Source organism: Rhizobium acaciae (genome assembly GCF_025941625.1).
Taxonomy (GTDB): domain Bacteria; phylum Pseudomonadota; class Alphaproteobacteria; order Rhizobiales; family Rhizobiaceae; genus Rhizobium; species Rhizobium acaciae.
Genome location: NZ_JAPCZO010000002.1, coordinates 53,663 through 74,585, shown reverse-complemented (window position 1 = coordinate 74,585; position 20,923 = coordinate 53,663). Strand labels below are relative to the sequence as shown.

The following is a 20,923-nucleotide window of genomic DNA, read 5'->3' as shown; positions in this document are numbered from 1 at the left end:
TCAAGCAGAAGCGATCCGGCGGGCGGCATTGATGGCGCGGCGGGCGCCGGAGCGCAGCTGCGCTGTCTCGGCACCGGCAATGACCAGATCGAAACCGAACTTCAGCAGTTCACCGGCCCGCTCGCCGTCGCCGGCGAAGGCGCAGGCGAATTTGCCATGGGCGCGGCAGCGCGAAACCGCATGCTGCATTGCGCTGTCGATCTCGGCGGCGTTCGGCGCCACCTGATCGCCGTTCGAGAGTGCGATCGAAAGGTCGGAAGGACCGATGAAAATGCCATCGATACCGGCAACGCCGAGGATGCCGTCGATCGCCTCGAGTGCCGCCCGGGTCTCGATCATGGCAATGGCGACGGTAAGCGCGTTGGCGTTCTTCAGATAATCATCGGCCGACAGGCCGGTATGGTTGAGCGCCAGCGAGGGTCCCCAGCTGCGTTCGCCGAGAGGCGGGTATTTGGTGGCCTTGACGAAGGCTTGCGCGTCTTCGGCCGCATTGATCATCGGCGCGATGATGCCGGAGGCGCCGGCATCGAGCAGGCGCGAGGCGGACGCGAAATCGCCGACCGGTATGCGTGCCAGCGCCGGCTTGCCAGCAAGCCGAACCTGGGCGACGGCGTTCGCGGCCGAGGGCATGTCCCACATGCCGTGCTGCATATCCAGCACGATGGTGTCGAAAGCCTCCTGCGCCAGGTGATTGGCGAGCGTGGCGTCGGGAATACCGATCCAGGCGGAGATCATGCCGCCCCGGTGTTGCCTGATCCGGTCCGCAAAGCCGTCGATTTCAGCTGCGCTCATGCCATTCTCCTCAGTTCGACAGGCCGCCTGCGGCCAGATATTTCACCTCGGGGAACTCTTCGATGTCGAATTCCCTCAAAGCCATGCACGGGTTGCCGGTTCATCCTCTCCGGCGCAGCCGTGAAATAATGACCGTCACGGCGATCCCCGCTGCAGCCATGATGCCTCCCCAGAGAACCCAGATGCTTTGGTTGATCATGAAACTGGATGCGGGATAGGGAAAATAGCCGCTTCCCTGGGCGATCCAGATCAGCCCCAGGAAGATCATGAGCAGTCCAACGACGTATCCGACGGTTTGCGACATGCTTCGCCCTTCCCTATGAATCGATGCCACAATGTCGATCGGCGTCGGTCATGACAAGGCTTCTCTCCTGAGCGCGAACATATTCCGGATGCCATGACGCGCCAGCCTAGGTCCGAATGTCAGGTCCTGCCGACTTCATCCACCAGCCAGGTGCTGAGCCTCTCGCTATCAACATTTGCCGATCGCGGCGGTATCAGCCAATAACCGCGGTCGCGTGCCTCGAGCGGCGGCCCGGCTTCCACCAGCATATGTGTGGAGAGAAGCGTATCGACCAGCCCCATCCAGCCGATCGCCACGCCCTGTTCGCTGAGAGCGGCCTGGACGACCAGCGAGTAGGTGTTGAAGCTGACATCCCCGCGGCCGGCATGGAGATCGCGAATGACGGAGAATTCGGCAAAATAACTTCGCCAGTCGAACCAGGGCGATGGCATCGTCGAGTCGAGATGGATGAGGATCGCCTTGGCAAGCTGCTGCGGATCGTCGAACGGGCCGTTGCGATCGAGAAAGCCTCGCGTGCAGACGGGCACGACCTTTTCCCGCAGCAGAAGCGATCCGATAGCGCCGAATTCCGCCTTTGTGCCGAAAACCACCGCCACATCTGCGTCGTCACGAAAGCCGGGCTCAAGCCTCTGGGTTGCGACGATCTGTATATCCGTTTCCGGGTGAAGCAGGCGAAAGCCGTGCATGCGCGGGATCAGCCAAAGCGCCGAAAAGGCATAGTCGGTTCTCAGTCTGACGACCGGCCTTTGAGCCTCGGTGCGGAGACTGCGCGCCAGGGCATCGATGTCACCAACCGTCTTCGCGGCGATCTGGAAAAGCCGTTCGCCCTCCGCGGTCAACTCGACGCCGCGGTGCTGGCGGCGCAGCAGGGCGACGCCGAACTGCTCTTCCAGCCGCCGAATCTGATAGCTGACGGCAGGCTGCGTAAGGCCGAGACCTGCCGCCGCAGCCGAAAAGCTGCCGAGCCTTGCGACCTCCGCGAAGATGCGCATCCATCCCAGCTCAGGCAGCAGGCGGTCTGACATAAAAAATCCTTTTGGCAAACATCAAAAAAAGCCAGCTTTACAAGCGGGATGATAGTGGTTTTGATAAGATCTGCAAATAGCAAGGGACGTCCCCTTCCAGCAAGACCGTCCCGGCCTTTGAGACCACAGGAGACAATTTCACATGGCGCGTCCGAATATCCTCATCCTGATGGTCGATCAGTTGAATGGCACGTTCTTTCCAGATGGCCCTGCCGATTTTCTGCATGCGCCGCATCTGAAATCATTGGCGGAGCGCTCCGTACGTTTCACCAACACCTACACGGCAAGCCCGCTCTGCGCACCGGCGCGGGCCTCCTTCATGTCCGGACAATTGCCGAGCCGAACCCGCGTCTATGACAATGCGGCGGAATTTGCCTCCGACATTCCGACCTATGCGCATCATCTGCGCGCTGCCGGATACCAGACCGCACTTTCCGGCAAGATGCACTTCGTCGGCCCCGACCAGTTGCACGGCTTCGAGGAGCGCCTAACGACGGATATCTACCCGGCCGACTTCGGCTGGACGCCCGATTATAGCAAGCCCGGCGAGCGCATAGACTGGTGGTATCACAATCTGGGCTCGGTCACCGGCGCCGGCGTTGCCGAGATCACCAACCAGATGGAGTATGACGACGAGGTCGCCTATCACGCCGCCCGCAAGCTGTACGATCTCGCGCGCGGCCATGACGAGCGCCCCTGGTGTCTGACCGTCAGCTTCACCCATCCGCACGACCCCTATGTCGCGCGCCGCAAATTCTGGGACCTCTATGAGGACTGCCCGGCACTGGACCCGACGGTTGTTCCGATTGCCTTCGAGCGGCAGGACCCGCACTCGCAGCGTCTGATGAAAGCCTGCGACCACGACGCTTTCGACATCAGCGATGAGCAGATCAGGCGGGCAAGGCGCGGCTATTTCGCCAATATCTCCTATGTCGACGACAAGATCGGTGACATTCTCGGCGTCGTCGAACAGACCCGCATGGCCGAAAATACGATCATCCTCTTTGCGTCCGACCATGGCGACATGCTCGGCGATCGCGGCCTCTGGTTCAAGATGAACTTTTTCGAAGGATCGGCCCGCGTTCCGCTGATGATCGCGGCACCCGGTTGGCAGCCCAAACGGATCGACCAGCCTGTCTCCACGCTCGACGTGACGCCGACGCTCGCCGGTCTTGCCGGGATCGATATCGCCTCGCTGAAGCCATGGACCGAGGGCGAGGATCTCGCAGCGCTTGCCGAAGGCACCGGCAGCCGCAGCCCTGTGCCGATGGAATATGCCGCGGAGGGTTCCGAGGCGCCGCTCGTCTGCATCCGGGACGGACGATACAAGCTCTCGCTCTGCGATAAGGACCCGCCGATGCTGTTTAATCTCGAGGCCGATCCCCAAGAACTCGACAATCTGGCGGCCGACCCGGCCCATGCCGAGATCTTGGCAAGGCTTGTCGAACAGGCCGGCCGGCGCTGGAACCTTTCCGATTTCGACGCAGCCGTGCGCGAAAGCCAGGCACGCCGCTGGGTAGTCTATGCGGCGCTGCGCAATGGAGCCTATTATCCATGGGACTATCAGCCGCTGCAGAAAGCCTCGGAGCGCTACATGCGCAACCACATGGATCTGAACGTGCTGGAGGAAAACCAAAGGTTCCCGCGCTAGAACAGGATGATTTTAGGCCTGGTCGGCCCAAAATCTGAATCCTGTTCTACATTATCTAGTTAGAGCATGATGGCGTCCGAAAACCGCTCACACTTTTCGCCATCATGCTCTGGGAATGAGAAAGAAGTGCTTCTGGTTTAAGCCGTCTTGCGCGCCGGCGCCTCGCGCAGGAAATCCTCGATGAACGTCTTTTGCAGCAGGATGCCGTCCCATTCATCGGGGAAGAAGGGCGAATCGTAGATCAGCGTGAAGGGGCCGGCATAACCGGCCTTCTCGCACATCTCCAGGCACCTGCGGTAATCCTCGGCATCGAGGCCGGTAACGCCGTAATCGGCCTTGGCATGGCAGATTTCCGCCCGGCCCATGATATCGGCAAGGCCCTGATATTTCGCTGGCGCCGCCCAGTTGCCGAGGTCGCCGTTGAGCCCGACCTTGCCGTCCAGCCGGTCCAGCAGCCAGTTCATTTCGACCGGCGACGGCAGCAGGTCGAACCAGTTCTCGACGACGACACGCACGCCGCTGCCTTCCGCCTTTCCGGCCAGCCAGCTCAGATGGCGGGCGGCACGGGTAAGGTTTTCCTCCGTCGGCTTCTGCTTGCCGGCAATGACGCGCATCCTCTCAGCCCCGAGGGCTGCGGCGATGTCGATCCACCCCGCCATCCATTCGACGTCGCGTTCGGCGGTCTCGGGATGGCTCGGATCGCCGTCCTCGACGAGCAGCGTCTGGAACAGCACGTTCGAGGTCGCCATCGCATCGCGAAATTCGCTTATATAGGCGGCGTCGAGGCTCGGCAGATGGAAGGAACAGACCTCCAGCCGGTTGACGCCGCGTGCCGCAAGCGCCGCCGGCACGTCGATCAGCGCCGCGGCACCGGGGCCATAGGGCTCTTTCGGCGCGGCACTTTTGTCGGGATCGGGGCTATAGGCATGAACGGCGCCAAGCAGCCGATGCAGCGACCATGTCGAAACCGCGAAACGTCCGTTTTGCAAAACCTGCACGTGTCTTCCTCCAGCATCTCCTCATGCCATCAATGGCAACTAAATCCCGGCGGTTCAATTGCCAATTCCGGCAAAATCGTCGCGGATGATCGGCTCGGCGGCAAGGGCAATCCCCAGCAGCGCCTCATCGCGATGGGTGGTGGCCGAAAGCAGCAACCCAACAGGCATGCCAGCCTCGCCCGTACCGCAGGGAATGGAAACGCCGCACCAGTCGAGGAAATTGCCGAGCGCGGTGTTGCGCAACGTCTTGTTATTCGTCGCGAAGAACAGCTCGTCATCCTGCTCCAGCGGCCCGATGGGCGGAGCGACATGGGCAACAGTCGGAAAGGCGATCAGCCGATTGCCGACGAGGCGCTCGACATCGGCAATCAGGCGGCTGCGCGCCTCGAGGATCGCCAGGTAATCGGGCAGCGTCGTCTTGCTTCCGAGACGGGTGCGCATGACGACACGGTGGTCCATGCTGTCCGCGTCCGGTCCTGCCAAGCGTTCGCGGTGAAGTGCGAAAGCCTCCGCCGTGACCAGCGGACCATATCTCGTCATCAGATCGAATATCTCGTTGAAGGCGAGGATGACGGTGCGGGTAACCTTGGCGCCGGCCCTTTGAAGACGTCCCAGAGCTGCCTCGAACGCGGCGACGACGCCGGCTTCAGCGCCATCGAAGACGATATTTTCAGGCACGATGACTTCCAGCCCTTGCAGGGGATGCGTGGCGACATCGGGCGCCGTCAGGCCGCGCATTGCCGAGTCGATCCAGACCGCGTCCCTGACGCTGCGGCAGAGCGGTCCCAGCGAATCCAGGCTCTTTGCCAGCGGATAGACCCCTGCCATCGCGTGGCGGCCGCGTGTTGCTTTATAGCCGACGATACCGTTGAAAGCGGCGGGAATACGCACCGAGCCGCCGGTATCGGTGCCCATCGCAACCGGCACCAACCCGGCCGCGACGACGACACCGGCGCCCGAGGACGAGCCGCCCGGAATGCGCGGCAGATCGGTGCCGCGCGGATTTACCGGCGTGCCGTAATGCGGATTGATGCCGAGGCCGGAAAAGGCGAATTCGCTCATATTGGTGCGCCCGACGGCGACCATGCCCGCCTGCCTGAGCAAAGCGACGACAGCCGCATCGCACTTGGCCGGCATCTCCTTTGCCAGAACGACGGAGCCCGCCGTCGTTGGCAAGCCTTCGATGTCGAAAAGATCCTTCCAGGCTATCGGAATGCCGTCCAGCAATCCAAGCGAGCGCCCTTCCCGCAGACGTCGCGAAGAGGCGCGCGCCTCCTCCATCCCCCGGTTTTCGAGCAGTGTGGTGAAAACCGCCTTGTCGGCATAATTCGCGATGGAATCGAAAACCGCCTCGGCGACCTCGACCGGATCGGCCGCGCCACCTTGAATGAGGATGGAAAGTTGCGCGACCGACATCGCGCGGAAGGATTTGCTCATGGGACTATCCAAAAGAAAGATGTTCCTGTCTGGACTATCCTGGATCATTCCGGTGAACCAGAGCTTCACGATATTTTGCATTTATTGGTACGATTTTTTGAACACTGCGTTTGAAGATCGCCCCTTCAATTGCCACGATCGAAGACACACATGCTGCACGCATGCGGAAGCGGTTCGGCACGAGGGTGAGAGTTTGCTCTTAAGAGACCGGCGCCGCATGTGTTGCAGGAGTAATTGAAATGACAGATTGTGAAACTTTAAGCCGTCGCCAGGATATGGTGACCCTTCATGTAAAAGAGGACGAAACCGCCGGTTTAGGCGAGCGCGATTATGTGGAACATGTCAGCGCCCAGAAACTTTCGGCCTTCGAACGCATCGTCGTGGTCGGAGCGCTGGTTCTCTTGAGCTTTGCGGGTTTTGCCGCATATTCTTCCGGCAATACGGACCCGATGACGACATCGGCCATTGCCGCCCCCGCTGGGGATAACACGCCGCCGCATCCGGCTTATGGCCATTGCCGCGACAGCAGCCCCTACGCTGAGAGGGTCTGCTGATAGCAGAACACATTGCCGGGCGTGGCAACCTTGGCCCAGGCTGCATCGACAGCAGGAAAAGGGAAAAGGACCATGGCCGGCGACATCGACTATAAGCTTCACCGCTTCATCGACGCCCAGAACGGCATCTACGAACAAGCGCTCCTAGAGCTGAAAGCCGGACGCAAGACCTCCCACTGGATGTGGTTCATCTTCCCACAGATCGCCGGTCTCGGCACGTCGGCGATGGCCGAAAAATATGCGATCCGCTCGGCGGAGGAAGCCGCCGCCTATCTCGCCCATCCCATTCTCTCAAGCCGGCTGCTGCGTTGCGTCGAGGCGATCCTGTCGGTGGACGGCCGATCGGCGCACGAAATCCTGGGTTCACCCGACGACCTCAAGCTGCGCTCGTCGATGACCTTGTTTGCCGCGATCAGCGATCATGGTTCGCCCTTCCACCAGGTGATCGAGCATTTCTATCAGGGAAAATTCGACGGTCGGACGATGAAAATCCTCAGCGCCAGCACGGACTGATTTCATGCCGGTCGGCTTAAAATCCGAATGCTGTTGCAAATTAGATCATTATCGGCCCGGCCTGCTCTCCAGCGTAGCAATTTCCTCGGAAATTTCGCTCAGCCGCTGACGCAAATCGCTGTCGGTGCCGTCATCGACCTCTTCCTCGCCGAAACAATAGCGCGCATCATGGAGCTCCAGCTTGGCTTCGAGCTCGGCGCGTTTGGCATATAGGCGTTTGAGATAGACGTAGTTCATCTCCCTGCCTCCACATCGCCCTCGGGTTAGTGTGAAAACGGCATGGAAGCGGTAAGGTTCCCCTCCCGCACACTTGCGGTGCTCAGGCGAAAGAAGCGATCGCCGCGTGGCAGGCCTTGGCGAAATGACCGCAGCAGCCGGCAGCGCCCATGGCCTGGCGGCTGACGCGCGCGCCTTCGAGCAGCAGCGTTAACGTATCGGCAAGAAGCTGGGGTTCGCGCGCGCCGGCCGCCGAACAGAGCGCGGCCAGGCGATCACGCTGTTCGGCCTTGTGCCGCTCGATCATTTCGTGGGCGGGATGGCCCTCGCCCTTCAGCTCGATGGCGGCATTGGCGAGATCGCAGCCGGCGGGCTCGCCGTTCAGACATTGCGCCCGCATCTCCACCCAGGCGTCCAGCTGGGCGCGCGGATTGTCGGGATAGGCCGATTCCAGATCACGCCAGATGGCACCCGCCTTTTCGGAGGCGCGGCGAAGCGTCTCGCAGACGAGCTCGTCCTTCGAGCCGAAATGCCGGTAGAGCGTCATCTTGTTGGTCAGAGCCGCGTCGGCAATGGCATCGACGCCGATGCCGCGAATGCCGCGCTCGCGGAAAAGCTCCGAGGCGGTCGAGACGATACGCTCCCGCGGCGGGATACGATCTTCTGGGACGGCAGCGGGGATTTCATTCGAAGTTTCTGATTTTTTTGCGGACGTAGTCCTTGACATCAATGTGACCGATCGGTAACAAATGCATTGTTACTTACCGGTAACACCACAAAACGCGAAAGTCAATGCCGAGGGCATGGCAGCGGAAAGTGGAACACGGGCGACCGCCCACGAAAGGAGGACAACCATGACAAAGACCAGAGATGACCTGACGATATCCGAAGCCCTTCGCGACCCCCTGATCGCCATGGTGTTGCGCGCCGACGGCGTAAAGCTTGAAGACTTCAAGCAACTCCTGGAGACGGCCGCCCGCAAACGCGAACCGCGCTCGACATCGGTGGGCAATATGATCGGAGCACTCGCAAGCCGCGCCAATCTGCCGGCAATGCCCTGCTTCGGCTGAAGAAGCCGCCTAAACAGCTTGGGGATCTCTCCCTGCCCCCGTCAAGGGCTGCCGTCACAACCAGACGGCGGCCCTTGCCGCTTTAAAGCATGTCGCGCAAAAGCGTCCAACGGAATTAAGCGCTTTAGAGGATCGGTTTGCCGCCGGTCACCGCGATTGTCGTGCCGGAGACATAGCTCGACAAGGGATCGGCCAGCATCACGTAGGCTGTCGCAAGCTCCGCCGGCTGGCCCGGCCGTTTCATCGGCACCTGCTTGCCGAAATTGCTGACGCTTTCTTCAGGCAGTGTCGATGGGATGAGCGGCGTCCAGATTGGCCCAGGCGCCACCGCATTGGCGCGAATGCCTTTCTCGGCCAGAAGCTGGGCAAGGCCGGCGGTGAAATTCTGGATCGCGCCCTTGGTCGTCGCATAGGCAAGCAGCGTCGGGTTCGGATTGTCCGAATTGATCGAGGCCGTGTTGATGATGGCGCTGCCGGGCTTCATGTGGGCGACGGCTGCCTTGCTCAGGTAGAACATCGAATGGATATTGACCTTGAAGGTCAGTTCCCACTCCTCGTCGCTGATCTCGTCGATGCTCTTGAAGCTCGCCTGATGCGCGGCGTTGTTGACGAGAATGTCGATACCACCGAGCTCCTTGACCGCCGTCTCGACGATCTGCCTGCAGTGGGCGGGATCCTGGATGTCACCGCTGACAAGGATAGCCTTGCGTCCGGCCTGCTCGACCAGCCGTTTCGTCTCATCGGCATCCTCGTCCTCGTCTAGATAGGAAAGCACCAGATCGGCACCTTCCCTGGCATAGGCGATTGCCACCGCTCGGCCAATGCCGCTATCGCCGCCGGTGATGATCGCCCGCTTGCCCTTCAGCCTCTCGGAACCGCGATAGCTCTTTTCGCCATGGTCGGGAACGGGGTCCATCTGCGCGGTAAAACCTGGCATTGGTTGTTTCTGGGATGGGAAAGGCGGTGTGGGATAATTTGGCATCGTGACCTCCTGGGTTTCAGGGGGCCAAACTCAGACTAAGGCTTGTTGTTCCAAGTTCATGATGGAGTTCTTGCCGAGCAGTCGCCCCCTGACCACGATGCCCGCCGTCGCATCCGCCCACGATCAACCTACAAGATGTTGCGATTTGCCACGGCGACGGCTATGCCATAGTAATGTAACACGATCGCAGTTTTTCATGGGGTGCGTGCAATTGGACGGAAAGACATCATCTGCAGTTTACTCCGAAGATGAGGGCGTTGCCGGCGAGGCCGGTGGCAAGGGGGCACGCCGCGCGCGTGTCAGTGGCATCGACCGGGCCCTTCAGGTGATCGATCATCTTTACGAGACCGGATCGCCCGCCGGCGTCTATGCGATCGCCAAGGCGGTGAAGGCGCCGCTGTCGACCGTTTACGTCATCGTCGACGATCTCGTCGAGAAGAACATGCTGACGCGCCAGGCCGACGGCTCGATCTGGCTCGGCGCGCGGCTCTACCATTACGGCCTTGCCTATGCCAGGTCGCTGGATTTCATGAGCATCGCCACCCACGAAATGCACGATCTCTGCCGCCAAGCCGGCGAAACCGTGCAAGTCTGCGGCCGCGATGGCGACTATATGCTGGTACTGGCCATGGCCGACGGCCCGAGCCATTTTCAGGTGGCGTCCCGCGTCGGCACAAGGGTGCCGCTGAACTGGACGGCCTCCGGCCGCCTGCTCGTCGGCCACCTTGCCGAGGAGGAGCGCATCGAACTGTTCAAGCGCTGTGCCCGCTCATCGCCGACCGGCCGCGCCGAGATCGATCCGGGCACGCTGTCGGAAGCCGCCGGCAAGGCCTTCGAAGCGCGGCTGTCGATCCAGGCAGGAGAATCGGATTATGCGGTCGCCTGCATCGCCTCGCCGATCTGCGATCGCGACGGCCAGTGCATCGCCACCATTTCCATCGTGCTGCCGGAACAGAAGGCGTTTTCCGACGAGAACCACTATACGGCCCACGTGCGCAGTTCAGCGGAACGGATCGAAAAGCTGATGGGCTGGCGCAACCGCTGAGCATTGCGCCCTTCAGCGGATCCTACCTGTAGGAATAGCCGTGGCTGTGGCGCACCAGCTTGCGCGCCCGCGGCACATAGCGGCTGGCGGCGAAAGCATCGGCGCCCATTACCGCATAGCGCGGCTCGAACAGCTTGCTAAGGACCGAAACGTCGCCGTTGGAATCCGTCGCCTCGAGATCGGAATCGACCAGGTCGAAAATAGTGAACTCCGCTTGCGAACCGACCGAAAGCCGGTTCTCCATCGACAGCTTGATGACGGATGCCGGCGCGTGGGTGACGGCTTCCACCACCTTGTCGAAAGGCATGCCGACGCTGAGAAGTTTCGACATCGTCGTCGCCAGGTCCCAGACCGGGAAGTTCATCGAATGGCCGTGGAGATCGGTCGAGATCGAGAACGGCAGAAGCCCGCGTGCGATTGCCGCCTCGGCGACCTTGAAGGAGAAGGAGGCGCCGCCATGGCCGATGTCGAGACGGATGCCCTCGGAGGCGCAGCGCTCGGCCAGGTTGAAGAGGTCCTCGTCTTCCATGATGCTCGACCCGGCCTTGCCGTTGAAGCAGTGCGTGACGACGTCGCCGGGGCCTAGGATCTCCAGCACCTCGTCATAGAGCGCCGGCGGCTCGCCGACATGCACCATCATCGGCACGTTCAAGATCTTGGCGATCTTCTTGCCGAGCTTGACCGGGGTGACGCCCCAGGATCCGGTGATGACATGGCTGGCGCGCACCTTGATGCCGACGATGTGTTCGCTGTTTGCGGCATAGACTTCGAGAATGCGGTCGAGATCGATATCGCGGATATCCCGCAATTCCGCGACGCGGTTGCAGGCGACGAGGCCGATCGAGCCGAGATTGAGGAAGGCCTTGATGCGTTCGCGCGAGGGCTCGATGATATATTCCCGGAAGCCATGGAAATTCGCCTCACCGGCCGAGCCGGCATCGACCAGCGTGGTGACGCCGCGCTCGAGGCCGCATTCGGACGGGCGGATGGAAATATCGGTGCCGCCGTGCCAGATATGCACGTGCAGATCGACCCAGCCCGGCGAAATGAAGGCGCCCTTGCCGTCGACGCGCGTCACATCCTGCGAAACGGAAAGCGACGGACCGATCTCGGCGATCCTGCCGTCGGCATTGACGAGAATGTCGGTTGCCCCCTCAGATGGACCAGAACCGAAAGCCATCGGTTTGACATTGGTGAGGAGAAGCGGCTTCTTCGCCTGGTCGCCGGACATGACATGCATTCCTTTCGAAGTCTCGGACCGGGATCGCTCCTCGGTCATCCGTCTGAAATTCCATAGTTATGCTATATAAATCTTTATAATAGAATAAGGCCGAGGATGCCGCTGTCAAGAAAAATGACGCGGCCGACACCGCTCAGAAAATGGCAGCGGCGCGCTCCTTGCGAAGCGCGCCTATCTCGAAGATCCGATAAATTCGCGTTTATTTTCAATCCCGAAGGATCGAATAGTCGAGCTGTTCCAGGTGATCCGGATCGGCGATGGCATCGATCGCGGCGATCCTGCCATCGGCGATCGTCAGCGCCACGACGACGCGGAGCTGGCCCTGGATCTCCACGACGAATCCGAGCTCACCGCCGACGATGGCGATTTCGGCTGCCTGCGCCCGACCCTTGAAGGCTTCGGCCACGTAAGCTGCGCCGCGCATTTCGCCTATTGTGCCGAAGCGGGCGGCCGTCGCATCCGGCCGGAAGACGACGTCAGGAGCAAGCACCGCGATCAATCCCTCCAGATCGCCGTTGCGCGAGGCGGTCAGAAAGGCCTCGGCGATCGTCCGCTTGCGGCCGAAATCGACATCAGGCGCTTCGTCCACCCCCTGCACCCGGCGGCGGGCGCGGCTTGCGAGCTGGCGGGTGGCGCCGGACGAACGACCGATGATCGGCGCGATCTCGTCGAAGGGCAGGTCGAACATATCGTGCAGCACGAAGGCGACACGTTCAGCGGGCGCCAGCGTCTGCAGCACGACCAGCAGCGCCAGACCGACCGAATCGGCAAAGGCGGCTTCGCGCTCGGGATCGTTCGCCGGATCGGCGATCCCGGCATGGATGGGCGCCTCCAGCGGCTCCTCGCGCCGGGTCTTGCGGGCGCGCAGCATGTCGAGGCAGATGCGCGCCACAACCGTCGTCAGCCAGCCGCCGAGATTGCCGACCCCTGTCGTATCGGTGCGGCTCAGCCGCAGCCAGGCCTCCTGAACGGCGTCCTCCGCCTCGCTGCGCGAGCCGAGCATGCGATAGGCCGCGGCCCGCAGATGCGCTCTGTTCGCCTCGAATTCTTCAGTCAGCCATTTCTTCTCGTCCATTTGTCACATTCCTCCGCTGCGTTCCGTCAAGGCCATGACGCATGAAACCCGGCCGATGTGACAGCGCCGGCGGAGCGTCGAACACGAAACGTATAAGGAGACATATCATGCAGGAGAGAATGGGAAATCCCGCCCTCGTCCTTCCCGCGGCCATGCAGGCGCTGGCTGATCTCAGCAAGGTGCCGGCCGAAACCGGCCTTTCGCCCAAGCTGCTCGAACTCGTCAATCTGCGCGCCAGCCAGATCAACGGCTGCAGCGTCTGTGTCGACGGGCATCCCCGCATCGCAAAGAAGCTCGGCGAAACCGACGAACGGCTCTTCGCCATCGGCGCCTGGCGCGACTCGCCCTATTTCAGCGATGCCGAGCGGGCAGCCCTTGCGCTGACCGAGGCGGTTACCCGCGTCAGCGACCGCGCCGATCCGGTGCCGGATGATATCTGGGACGAAGCGACCCGGCACTATGACGGCAGGAGCCTTGCGGCACTCGTCATCGCCATCGCCAATATCAATGTCTGGAACCGGCTGAACATCGCCACCCGCCAGATCGCCGGGGCCTGGAAGCCGTAAACGGCGAGGTTGCCGGCAGCGCGTCACCCCTGCGCTGCCGGCAACCCTCATCCCTCATCAGCATGGCTTCAGGCCACGCGAAACAATCGCTCGTTCAGATGATGCCGCCGCCACCGGCTGCGGAGGCCGGACGCTCGGCCGCCACTTGTCTGCGATAACCGCTGGCGCGGTAGACGGCGATCGGGTCGATCGCGCCGCCGGCCCTGCGGCGGGCTTCAGCCAGAATCGGCTCGACATCGGCACGATAGGCGCGCTTCAGCGTTTCCGACGCCATCAACGCGTCGTTGTCGTCCTGGTAGCCGGAGAGCGCCTTGCGGTCGACGAGCAGTGCCTGCGCATAGGCGCGGCGGATTTCGTTGGCGCTGTTGATCAGGCTTTCGATCGGGTCGGTGACATTGTGCGACTGGTCGATCATATGGGCCGGGTTGAAATCGTTGACGCCGCGCTGCTCGGCGTCAACCAGTTCGTTGAAGACGAGGAACAGCCGGTAGGGATCGATCGCGCCAGCGTCGAGATCGTCATCGCCATATTTCGAATCGTTGAAGTGGAAACCGCCAAGCTTGCCGAACTGGATGAGCCGAGCGACGATCATCTCGATATTGGTGTTCGGCGCGTGGTGGCCGAGATCGACGAGGCAATAGGCCTTGGGGCCGAGCGTCTGGGCGATCAGATAGTTGGTGCCCCAATCCTGCACGATGGTCGAATAGAAGGCCGGCTCGTACATCTTGTGCTCGGAAAACAGCTTCCAATCGTCGGGCAGCGCTTTGTAAATATCCGCCATCGAGGCAAGGTAACGCTCGAAAGCCTTGGTGAAATGGCTCTGGCCGGGGAAGTTCGAGCCGTCGCCGATCCAGACCGTCAGCGCCTTGGAGCCGAGCGCCTTGCCGATCTCGATGCATTCGAGATTGTGCTCGACCGCCTGCGCCCGCGTCGCCGCATCGGTGTGGCTGAGCGAGCCGTATTTGTAGGAATGGGCCTGGCCGGGCGCATCGGAAAAGGTGTTCGAATTCATCGCATCGAAGCCGAGGCCGAGCGCGTCGCCCTTGGCTTTCAATTCGCTGGCATCCGCCTTGTCCCAGGGAATATGCAGCGAGACGTTCGGGGTCGCCTGCGTCAGCTGGTTGATGACGGCGCAATCGTCGAGCTTGTCGAAGATGCCGCGCGGTTCGCCGGTGCCGGGGAAACGGGCAAAACGCGTGCCGCCGGTGCCGACGCCCCAGGAGGGAACGGCAACGAAGAATTCCGCAACCTTCCGGGTGACCGCCTCGATATCGACGCCGCGACGGGCAAGCGTCGCGCCCAGTGCCTCGTAATCGGCCTTCAACGCGGTTGCCCGCTTGTCGTTATCAGTCGCGACCAGATCTGGCGCAATCCTGGAATCTGTCATCTATTCCTCCCTGGTCACGAACCATAGGGCACGGTTCGCGTTCAAACGCTTACATGTCTTCAAACGAAGGAGCTACGATGGACGTTGTCCGCATTCTTCTTGCGATCATCCTGCCGCCCCTCGGCGTATTCTTGCAGGTCGGGATCGGCCTGCATTTCTGGCTCAATATATTGCTGACACTCTGCGGCTATGTGCCGGGGATCATCCACGCAATATGGGTGATCCTCCGGAAATAGCTCTATCCGTTTGCTTTACGCGTTCCGGATGCAAAACCGCTGCACACTGTTGCTGGAATTGCGCTAGCGCGTAAAACTCTGCACGTTGCCGGCATCGACGTTGATGATGTTGCCGGTCGATTTTGCCGAAAGGTCCGATGCGAGGAAATAGATCGCCTCGGCGATGTCTTCCGGAAACACGTTGAGTTTCAGCATCGAACGCTTGCGGTAATGTTCCTCGAGATCGTCCACCTCGATCTTGGAAGAGGCGGCGCGCTGCTCGCGCCATTCGCCGCTCCAGATCTTCGAACCGCGCAGGACAGCATCCGGATTGACGGTATTGACGCGGATGCCGGCATCCGCGCCTTCCAGCGCCAGGCAGCGGGCAAGATGGATTTCGGCAGCCTTTGCGGTGCAATAGGCAGATGCATTCGGCGAGGCGGCCAGACCGTTTTTCGACGCGACGAAGATGACGTTGCCGCCGAGCGCCTGACGGCGGAACAGGCGGAAAGCTTCACGCGAGACGAGGAAATAGCCGGTCGCGAGAATATCGATATTGCGGTTCCACGTCGCCAGCTCGGTCAATTCGATCGGCGCGGAGGAGGCAATGCCGGCATTCGAGACGAGGATATCGATGCCGCCGAATTCGACGCAGGCTTCCGCGAAGGAGGCGATCACCGCATCTTCCTTGGTGACGTCGAGCCGGACGCTGCGCACGGCGTCAGCGCCGAACTTCTTGACGAAATCGGCTTCGGTGCCCTCGAGTGCTGCCTGGTCGATATCGGCAAGCACCACACAGGCGCCTTCGCCGACGAGGCGTGCGGCCGTCGCCCGGCCGATGCCGCCGGCGCCGCCGGTGACGAAGGCGACGCGGCCGGCAAGGCTCTTCGGCTTCGGCATGCGCTGCAGCTTGGCCTCTTCGAGCAGCCAATATTCGATATCGAAGGCTTCCTGCTCCGGCAGGCCCTGATATTCGGAGACCGTCGAGGCGCCGCGCATGACGTTGATGGCGTTGACGTAGAATTCGCTGGCGATGCGGGCCGTCGCCTTGTCGCGGGCAAAGGACAGCATGCCGACGCCGGGCACCAGGAAAATGACGGGATTGGCGTCGCGCATGGCAGGCGAATTGTCATGCTTGCAGTCGTTATAATAGCGGGCGTAGTCGGCGCGGTAGTCCACCAGCGCCTTGTCGAGACCGGCGACGATCGCGTCGACATCCGGCTTGGCCGGGTCGAAATCGACGATCAGCGGGCGGATCTTCGTGCGCAGGAAATGATCAGGGCAGCTGGTGCCGAGCGCGCCGAGCGGACGCAAATCGCTGGAATTGACGAATTCGAGCACGGCGTCCTGATCGTCGAAATGTCCGAGCTTGCGCTCCTGCTTGCCGATGCGACCGCGGATCTCCGGCATCAGCCGGGCGGCGATGGCGCGGCGTTCGGCAACGGCCAAGCTCTGCGTGACCGCGCCGCCGAAAATCGTCTTTCCCTCGGTCTTTTCGGCAAACCAGACAATCGCCTTGTTGATGATATCGAGCGTCAGTTCGTAGCAGGCCTTGGCATCGTTCGCCCAGGTGAAGAGGCCGTGGCTTTCGAGCACGACGCCCTTGGCATTCGGGTTTGCGGCAACGAAAGCGCCGAGATCGAGGCCGAGCTGGAAGCCCGGACGGCGCCAGGGCAGCCAGCCGATCGCGTCGCCGAAGATCTGCTGCGTCAATTCCTTCGAATTCTTCGACGCGGCAATGGCGATGATCGCGTCAGGATGCATGTGGTCGACATGAGTAAAAGGCACGAAACCGTGCAGCGGCGTGTCGATCGAGGCGGCACGGGCATTCAGGTTGAAGGTGCAGTGCGGCAGGAAGCCGACCATGCGGTCCTCGTCCTCGACACCCTTGTAGATGCCCTTCAGCGATTCCAGCTTGTCCTGGTAGAGCGTCGCGAAACCGTCGAGCTTGATCGTGCCGACATCGCCGCCCGAGCCCTTGACCCAAAGCACCTTCACCTTGCCGCCGGTCAGCGGATCGATTTCCATCACCTTCGCCGAAGTGTTGCCGCCGCCATAATTGGTGATGCGCTTGTCGGCGCCGAGCAGGTTGGAGCGATAGAGCAGCTTGCCAGGCTCATCGAGGCCTGCCGCATAAGCATCATCCCACCGGTTTTCCAGAAGCCGGACGTTCGCCGCCATGTCATCCTCCCATATGAAATCATCATCGGAGCGCAAAGTTCGCGCGCCTTTTCGCAGACGGTATCGCTCATCAAAACCGAGGTTGTCAATCGAAAACGATCAAATTCGATTATTGTGCAGCGCAATATGAAAATTTATGATCGTTTTTGATTGACACATTGTCATATGTGCGAAATAAACGATCGAAGGAGGAGCCCCATGCACGAACGCGAACGCCATCGCATCATTCTGAGCGCCGTTCAGGAAAAGTCCGTCGTGACGGTTCAGGATATTTCCGAACTGACCGAGGCTTCCGAGGCGACGATCCGGCGCGACATCGCGGCTCTTCATGTTCAGGGCAAGATCCGCCGCGTGCGCGGCGGCGCCGAAGCGGTGCATCCGCCGCAGCTCGGCAATCTCGCCGGGCGCCCCTTCCGCGTTTCGGAATCGGTCAATATCGACAAGAAGCGCGCAATCGCACGCCAGGCCGTCGAGCTTTGCGATCCGGGCGACGCGATCATCATCAACGGCGGCACGACCACCTTCCAGATGGTGCATTTCATGGCGGCGCACCGCCTGCAGGTGATGACCAATTCTTTCGCGATCGCCGAACATCTGGTCAAACATTCGAAGAACACGGTGACGGTGCCGGGCGGCGCGATCTATCGCGAGCAGAGCCTGATCCTCTCCCCCTTCGACAATGACGCGATCCGCAACTTCTACGCCCGCCGCTTCTTCATCGGCGCGCAGGGCATCGGCCCGCTCGGCATCATGGAAGCCGACGCGCTGATCATCCAGAGCGAACAGAAGCTGATGCATCAGGCCGACGAATTGGTCGTCATGGCCGATTCCAGCAAGTTCCATCGCCGGTCGAGCCTCATTCTGTGCCCGCTCGAGCGTGTGTCTACAATCATCACCGATGACGGCATTCCAGAGGAAGCCGTCAGGATGATCGAGAATGCCGGCATCAGGCTCATTGTCGCGAGCCCGGCCGCCCAGGCAATCAAGGAGGATTCCTCGTCGGTCGCATAAGGCGCCGGGGAGGTGTGAAGAGTGTCAATCAAGTGGGAGGATGAAAGCATGAAACTCGCAAAGAAACTCGCAATCGGCGTGGCATTTGCCGTCGCCATGATGGCCGGCACGGCCAGCGCCGCCGACATCAAGATCGGTCTCGTCGTCAAGTCGCTCGGCAACGGCTTCTTCGATGCCGCCAACAAGGGCGCGCAGGAAGCCGCCAAGGAACTCGGCGGCGTCGAGGTCATCTATACCGGTCCGACGACGACGACGGCCGAAGGCCAGATCGAAGTCATCAACTCGCTGATCGCCCAGGGCGTCAGCGCCATCGCCGTTTCGGCCAACGATCCCGACGCGCTCGTTCCGGCGCTGAAGAAGGCTGCACAGCGCGGCATCAAGGTCATCTCCTGGGATTCCGGCGTCGCGCCTGAAGGCCGTATCCTCCAGCTCAACCCGTCGTCCAACGAGCTGATCGGCAAGATGTGCCTGACGCTCGTCAAGGATCATCTCGACGGCGGCAAGGGTGACTTCGCCATCCTGTCGGCCACGACCACCTCGACCAACCAGAACATCTGGATCGACCAGATGAAGAAGCAGCTCAAGGATTTCCCGGGCCTCAACCTCGTCACCACCGTCTATGGCGACGACCTCTCGGACAAGTCCTATCGTGAAGCCGAAGGCCTGCTGAAGGCAAACCCGAACATCAAGGTCATCGTCGCTCCGACGACGGTCGGCGTTCTCGCCGCGTCCAAGGTCGTCGAAGACAAGGGTCTGGTCGGCAAGGTCTACGTCACCGGTCTCGGCCTGCCGTCCGAAATGGCCGGTGCGATCAAGTCGGGCGCCACGAAGGAATTCGCCATCTGGAACCCGATCGATCTCGGCTATTCCGCAACGCAGATCGCCTATCGCCTCGTCAAGGGCGAGACCGACGGCAAGCCGGGCAGCGAGATCGAAGCCGGCCGCATGGGTAAGATCAAGGTCGGCGACAATGGTGAAGCCGCCATGGCCGATCCCTTCGTCTACAATGCGACGAATATCGACCAGTTCTCCAAGGTCTTCTGATCCGGAGCCGACGCATAAAAGCCCGGCGGCCTGATGGCCGCCGGGATTCTCATTCGACACTGGTAGAAGCTCGATGAACGCTGCCTTTCAACAAACCGCCACGGACAGCAAAACCGGTGATGCGCCCGCCATTCTGGAAATGCGCGGCATCTCCCAGATCTTCCCGGGCGTGAAGGCGCTCGACAATGTCAGCATCGCGCTGCATCCCGGCACGGTCACCGCGCTGATCGGCGAAAACGGCGCAGGCAAATCGACGCTCGTCAAGATCCTGACCGGCATCTACAGGCCGAACGAAGGCGAGATCCTCGTCGATGGCCAGCCGGTGACCTTTGCCAGCGCCCAGGCCGCAATCGATGCCGGCGTCACCGCCATCCATCAGGAAACCGTGCTGTTCGACGAGTTGACGGTTGCCGAAAACATTTTCCTCGGCCATGCGCCGCGCACGCGTTTGCGCACCATCGACTGGCAGGCGATGAACAGCCGCGCAAAGGCGCTGCTGACCGCCCTTGAAAGCAATATTGATCCGACGATCCGGCTGAAGGACCTCTCGATCGCGCAGCGCCATCTGGTGGCGATTGCACGCGCGCTGTCGATCGAGGCCCGCATCGTCATCATGGACGAACCGACGGCAGCCCTTTCCCGCAAGGAGATCGACGATCTCTTCCGCATCGTCCGGGGCCTGAAGGAAAAGGGCAAGGCCATCCTCTTCATCAGCCACAAGTTCGACGAGGTCTACGAGATCGCCGACGATTTCGTCGTCTTCCGCGACGGCCGCGCCGTCGGCCAGGGCCGGCTCAAGGAGACACCGCAGGACGAGATCGTCCGCATGATGGTCGGCCGCGACGTCGAGAACGCTTTTCCGAAGGTCGACGTCGCCATCGGCGGCCCGGTTCTGGAGATCCGCAACTACAGCCATCGCACCGAATTCCGCGACATCTCCTTCACCCTGCGCCAGGGCGAGATTCTCGGCATATACGGCCTGATCGGCGCCGGGCGTTCGGAACTGTCCCAATCGCTTTTCGGCATCACCAGGCCGCTCTCCGGCACCATGATGCTCGAAGGCCGCGAGATCACCATCCATTCGCCGCAGGACGCGATCCGGGCCGGCATCGTCTATGTGCCGGAGGAACGCGGCCGCCACGGGCTGGCGCTGCCGATGCCGATCTTCCAGAACATGACGCTGCCTTCGCTTACCCGCACCTCGCGCCGGGGCTTTCTCCGGGCGGCAGAAGAATTCGCCCTCGCCCGCAAATATGCCGAGCGGCTGGACTTGCGTGCCGCAGCCCTTTCCGTCCCGGTCGGCACGCTGTCGGGCGGCAACCAGCAGAAGGTCGTAATCGGCAAATGGCTGGCGACGGCGCCGAAGGTCATCATCCTCGATGAACCCACAAAGGGCATCGACATCGGCTCGAAGGCAGCCGTGCACGGCTTCATCAGCGAACTCGCTGCCGAGGGCCTGTCGATCATCATGGTCTCCTCCGAACTGCCCGAGATCATCGGCATGTCGGACCGCGTCCTGGTGATGAAGGAGGGTCTCGCCGCCGGAATTTTCGAACGCGCCGATCTGTCGCCGGAAGCGCTGGTGCGCGCCGCCACCGGCAATGCATAAGGTAAGAG

General features: G+C 61.6%; 22 protein-coding genes. 10 read left to right on the top strand and 12 right to left on the bottom strand.

Annotation, left to right across the window (positions count from 1 at the left end):
* From OLZ32_RS04155 to OLZ32_RS04145, 3 genes are all read right to left on the bottom strand, one after another.
* The gene (locus OLZ32_RS04155) at positions 1-792 is read right to left on the bottom strand and encodes an HpcH/HpaI aldolase family protein (RefSeq protein WP_264399239.1); all 792 of its coding nucleotides are present in this window, start codon (positions 790-792) and stop codon (positions 1-3) included.
* 100 nt (positions 793-892) lie between these two features.
* A complete protein-coding gene (locus OLZ32_RS04150; RefSeq protein WP_264399238.1) occupies positions 893-1,096 on the bottom strand; it encodes a hypothetical protein in 204 nt (67 codons plus the stop codon).
* Positions 1,097-1,215: 119 nt separating this feature from the next.
* Positions 1,216-2,121 carry a choline sulfate utilization transcriptional regulator gene (locus OLZ32_RS04145; protein ID WP_264399237.1) on the bottom strand — a complete coding sequence of 302 codons (906 nt, stop codon included), beginning with the start codon at positions 2,119-2,121 and terminating at the stop codon, positions 1,216-1,218.
* Between the two features lie 142 nt (positions 2,122-2,263).
* On the opposite strand from OLZ32_RS04145, the gene betC reads away from it, so the two are divergent.
* Positions 2,264-3,772 (top strand): choline-sulfatase, encoded by a 1,509-nt coding sequence (betC, locus tag OLZ32_RS04140; protein WP_264399236.1) that lies wholly within the window; start codon positions 2,264-2,266, stop codon positions 3,770-3,772.
* 137 nt (positions 3,773-3,909) lie between these two features.
* Here the strand turns inward: betC and OLZ32_RS04135 are convergent, their stop codons facing one another.
* The gene (locus OLZ32_RS04135; protein ID WP_221961264.1) at positions 3,910-4,770 is read right to left on the bottom strand and encodes a sugar phosphate isomerase/epimerase family protein; all 861 of its coding nucleotides are present in this window, start codon (positions 4,768-4,770) and stop codon (positions 3,910-3,912) included.
* Positions 4,771-4,824: 54 nt separating this feature from the next.
* Entirely contained in the window at positions 4,825-6,207 is a 1,383-nt protein-coding gene (locus OLZ32_RS04130) for an amidase (protein ID WP_264399235.1), read from the bottom strand.
* A 275-nt stretch (positions 6,208-6,482) separates the two neighbouring features.
* Between OLZ32_RS04130 and OLZ32_RS04125 the strand changes: the two genes are divergently transcribed.
* Both OLZ32_RS04125 and OLZ32_RS04120 read left to right on the top strand, forming a co-directional pair.
* Positions 6,483-6,761, top strand: a complete 279-nt coding sequence (locus tag OLZ32_RS04125) for a hypothetical protein (protein ID WP_264399257.1) — start codon at positions 6,483-6,485, stop codon at positions 6,759-6,761.
* Positions 6,762-6,833: 72 nt separating this feature from the next.
* Positions 6,834-7,274 (top strand): DUF1810 domain-containing protein, encoded by a 441-nt coding sequence (locus tag OLZ32_RS04120; protein ID WP_264399234.1) that lies wholly within the window; start codon positions 6,834-6,836, stop codon positions 7,272-7,274.
* A 48-nt stretch (positions 7,275-7,322) separates the two neighbouring features.
* Here the strand turns inward: OLZ32_RS04120 and OLZ32_RS04115 are convergent, their stop codons facing one another.
* Both OLZ32_RS04115 and OLZ32_RS04110 read right to left on the bottom strand, forming a co-directional pair.
* A complete protein-coding gene (locus OLZ32_RS04115) occupies positions 7,323-7,511 on the bottom strand; it encodes a hypothetical protein (RefSeq protein ID WP_003547852.1) in 189 nt (62 codons plus the stop codon).
* A gap of 82 nt (positions 7,512-7,593) precedes the next feature.
* Positions 7,594-8,217 (bottom strand): TetR/AcrR family transcriptional regulator, encoded by a 624-nt coding sequence (locus tag OLZ32_RS04110; RefSeq protein ID WP_003547850.1) that lies wholly within the window; start codon positions 8,215-8,217, stop codon positions 7,594-7,596.
* Positions 8,218-8,344: 127 nt separating this feature from the next.
* On the opposite strand from OLZ32_RS04110, the gene OLZ32_RS04105 reads away from it, so the two are divergent.
* Entirely contained in the window at positions 8,345-8,560 is a 216-nt protein-coding gene (locus OLZ32_RS04105; RefSeq protein ID WP_003547846.1) for a hypothetical protein, read from the top strand.
* Between the two features lie 124 nt (positions 8,561-8,684).
* Here the strand turns inward: OLZ32_RS04105 and OLZ32_RS04100 are convergent, their stop codons facing one another.
* Positions 8,685-9,542 carry an SDR family oxidoreductase gene (locus OLZ32_RS04100; protein WP_264399233.1) on the bottom strand — a complete coding sequence of 286 codons (858 nt, stop codon included), beginning with the start codon at positions 9,540-9,542 and terminating at the stop codon, positions 8,685-8,687.
* A 196-nt stretch (positions 9,543-9,738) separates the two neighbouring features.
* On the opposite strand from OLZ32_RS04100, the gene OLZ32_RS04095 reads away from it, so the two are divergent.
* A complete protein-coding gene (locus OLZ32_RS04095) occupies positions 9,739-10,587 on the top strand; it encodes an IclR family transcriptional regulator (protein WP_003547844.1) in 849 nt (282 codons plus the stop codon).
* 22 nt (positions 10,588-10,609) lie between these two features.
* On the opposite strand, the gene OLZ32_RS04090 is transcribed toward OLZ32_RS04095, so the two are convergent.
* Complete coding sequence (locus OLZ32_RS04090; protein WP_003547841.1) at positions 10,610-11,818, bottom strand: amidohydrolase/deacetylase family metallohydrolase; 1,209 nt, start codon at positions 11,816-11,818, stop codon at positions 10,610-10,612.
* Between the two features lie 214 nt (positions 11,819-12,032).
* Positions 12,033-12,902: a sigma-70 family RNA polymerase sigma factor gene (locus tag OLZ32_RS04085; RefSeq protein WP_003547838.1), complete on the bottom strand. Its 870-nt coding sequence runs from the start codon at positions 12,900-12,902 to the stop codon at positions 12,033-12,035.
* 107 nt (positions 12,903-13,009) lie between these two features.
* On the opposite strand from OLZ32_RS04085, the gene OLZ32_RS04080 reads away from it, so the two are divergent.
* A complete protein-coding gene (locus tag OLZ32_RS04080; RefSeq protein ID WP_264399232.1) occupies positions 13,010-13,468 on the top strand; it encodes a carboxymuconolactone decarboxylase family protein in 459 nt (152 codons plus the stop codon).
* A 94-nt stretch (positions 13,469-13,562) separates the two neighbouring features.
* Here OLZ32_RS04080 and rhaI read toward each other — a convergent pair whose 3' ends face one another.
* A complete protein-coding gene (gene rhaI / locus OLZ32_RS04075; RefSeq protein ID WP_003547834.1) occupies positions 13,563-14,855 on the bottom strand; it encodes an L-rhamnose catabolism isomerase in 1,293 nt (430 codons plus the stop codon).
* A gap of 77 nt (positions 14,856-14,932) precedes the next feature.
* Here rhaI and OLZ32_RS04070 point away from each other — a divergent pair, with 77 nt between their 5' ends.
* A complete protein-coding gene (locus OLZ32_RS04070; RefSeq protein WP_003547831.1) occupies positions 14,933-15,091 on the top strand; it encodes a YqaE/Pmp3 family membrane protein in 159 nt (52 codons plus the stop codon).
* A 63-nt stretch (positions 15,092-15,154) separates the two neighbouring features.
* On the opposite strand, the gene OLZ32_RS04065 is transcribed toward OLZ32_RS04070, so the two are convergent.
* Positions 15,155-17,251, bottom strand: coding sequence for a bifunctional rhamnulose-1-phosphate aldolase/short-chain dehydrogenase (locus OLZ32_RS04065; RefSeq protein WP_264399231.1), 2,097 nt, complete (start codon positions 17,249-17,251; stop codon positions 15,155-15,157).
* A 198-nt stretch (positions 17,252-17,449) separates the two neighbouring features.
* Between OLZ32_RS04065 and OLZ32_RS04060 the strand changes: the two genes are divergently transcribed.
* The 3 genes from OLZ32_RS04060 to OLZ32_RS04050 all read left to right on the top strand — a co-directional run bounded on the left by OLZ32_RS04060 (position 17,450) and on the right by OLZ32_RS04050 (position 20,915).
* Entirely contained in the window at positions 17,450-18,262 is an 813-nt protein-coding gene (locus tag OLZ32_RS04060; protein ID WP_003547829.1) for a DeoR/GlpR family DNA-binding transcription regulator, read from the top strand.
* 48 nt (positions 18,263-18,310) lie between these two features.
* Positions 18,311-19,306: a rhamnose ABC transporter substrate-binding protein gene (gene rhaS / locus OLZ32_RS04055; protein WP_003547828.1), complete on the top strand. Its 996-nt coding sequence runs from the start codon at positions 18,311-18,313 to the stop codon at positions 19,304-19,306.
* A 73-nt stretch (positions 19,307-19,379) separates the two neighbouring features.
* Positions 19,380-20,915, top strand: coding sequence for a sugar ABC transporter ATP-binding protein (locus tag OLZ32_RS04050; protein WP_264399230.1), 1,536 nt, complete (start codon positions 19,380-19,382; stop codon positions 20,913-20,915).
* The last annotated feature ends 8 nt before the right edge of the window (positions 20,916-20,923 follow it).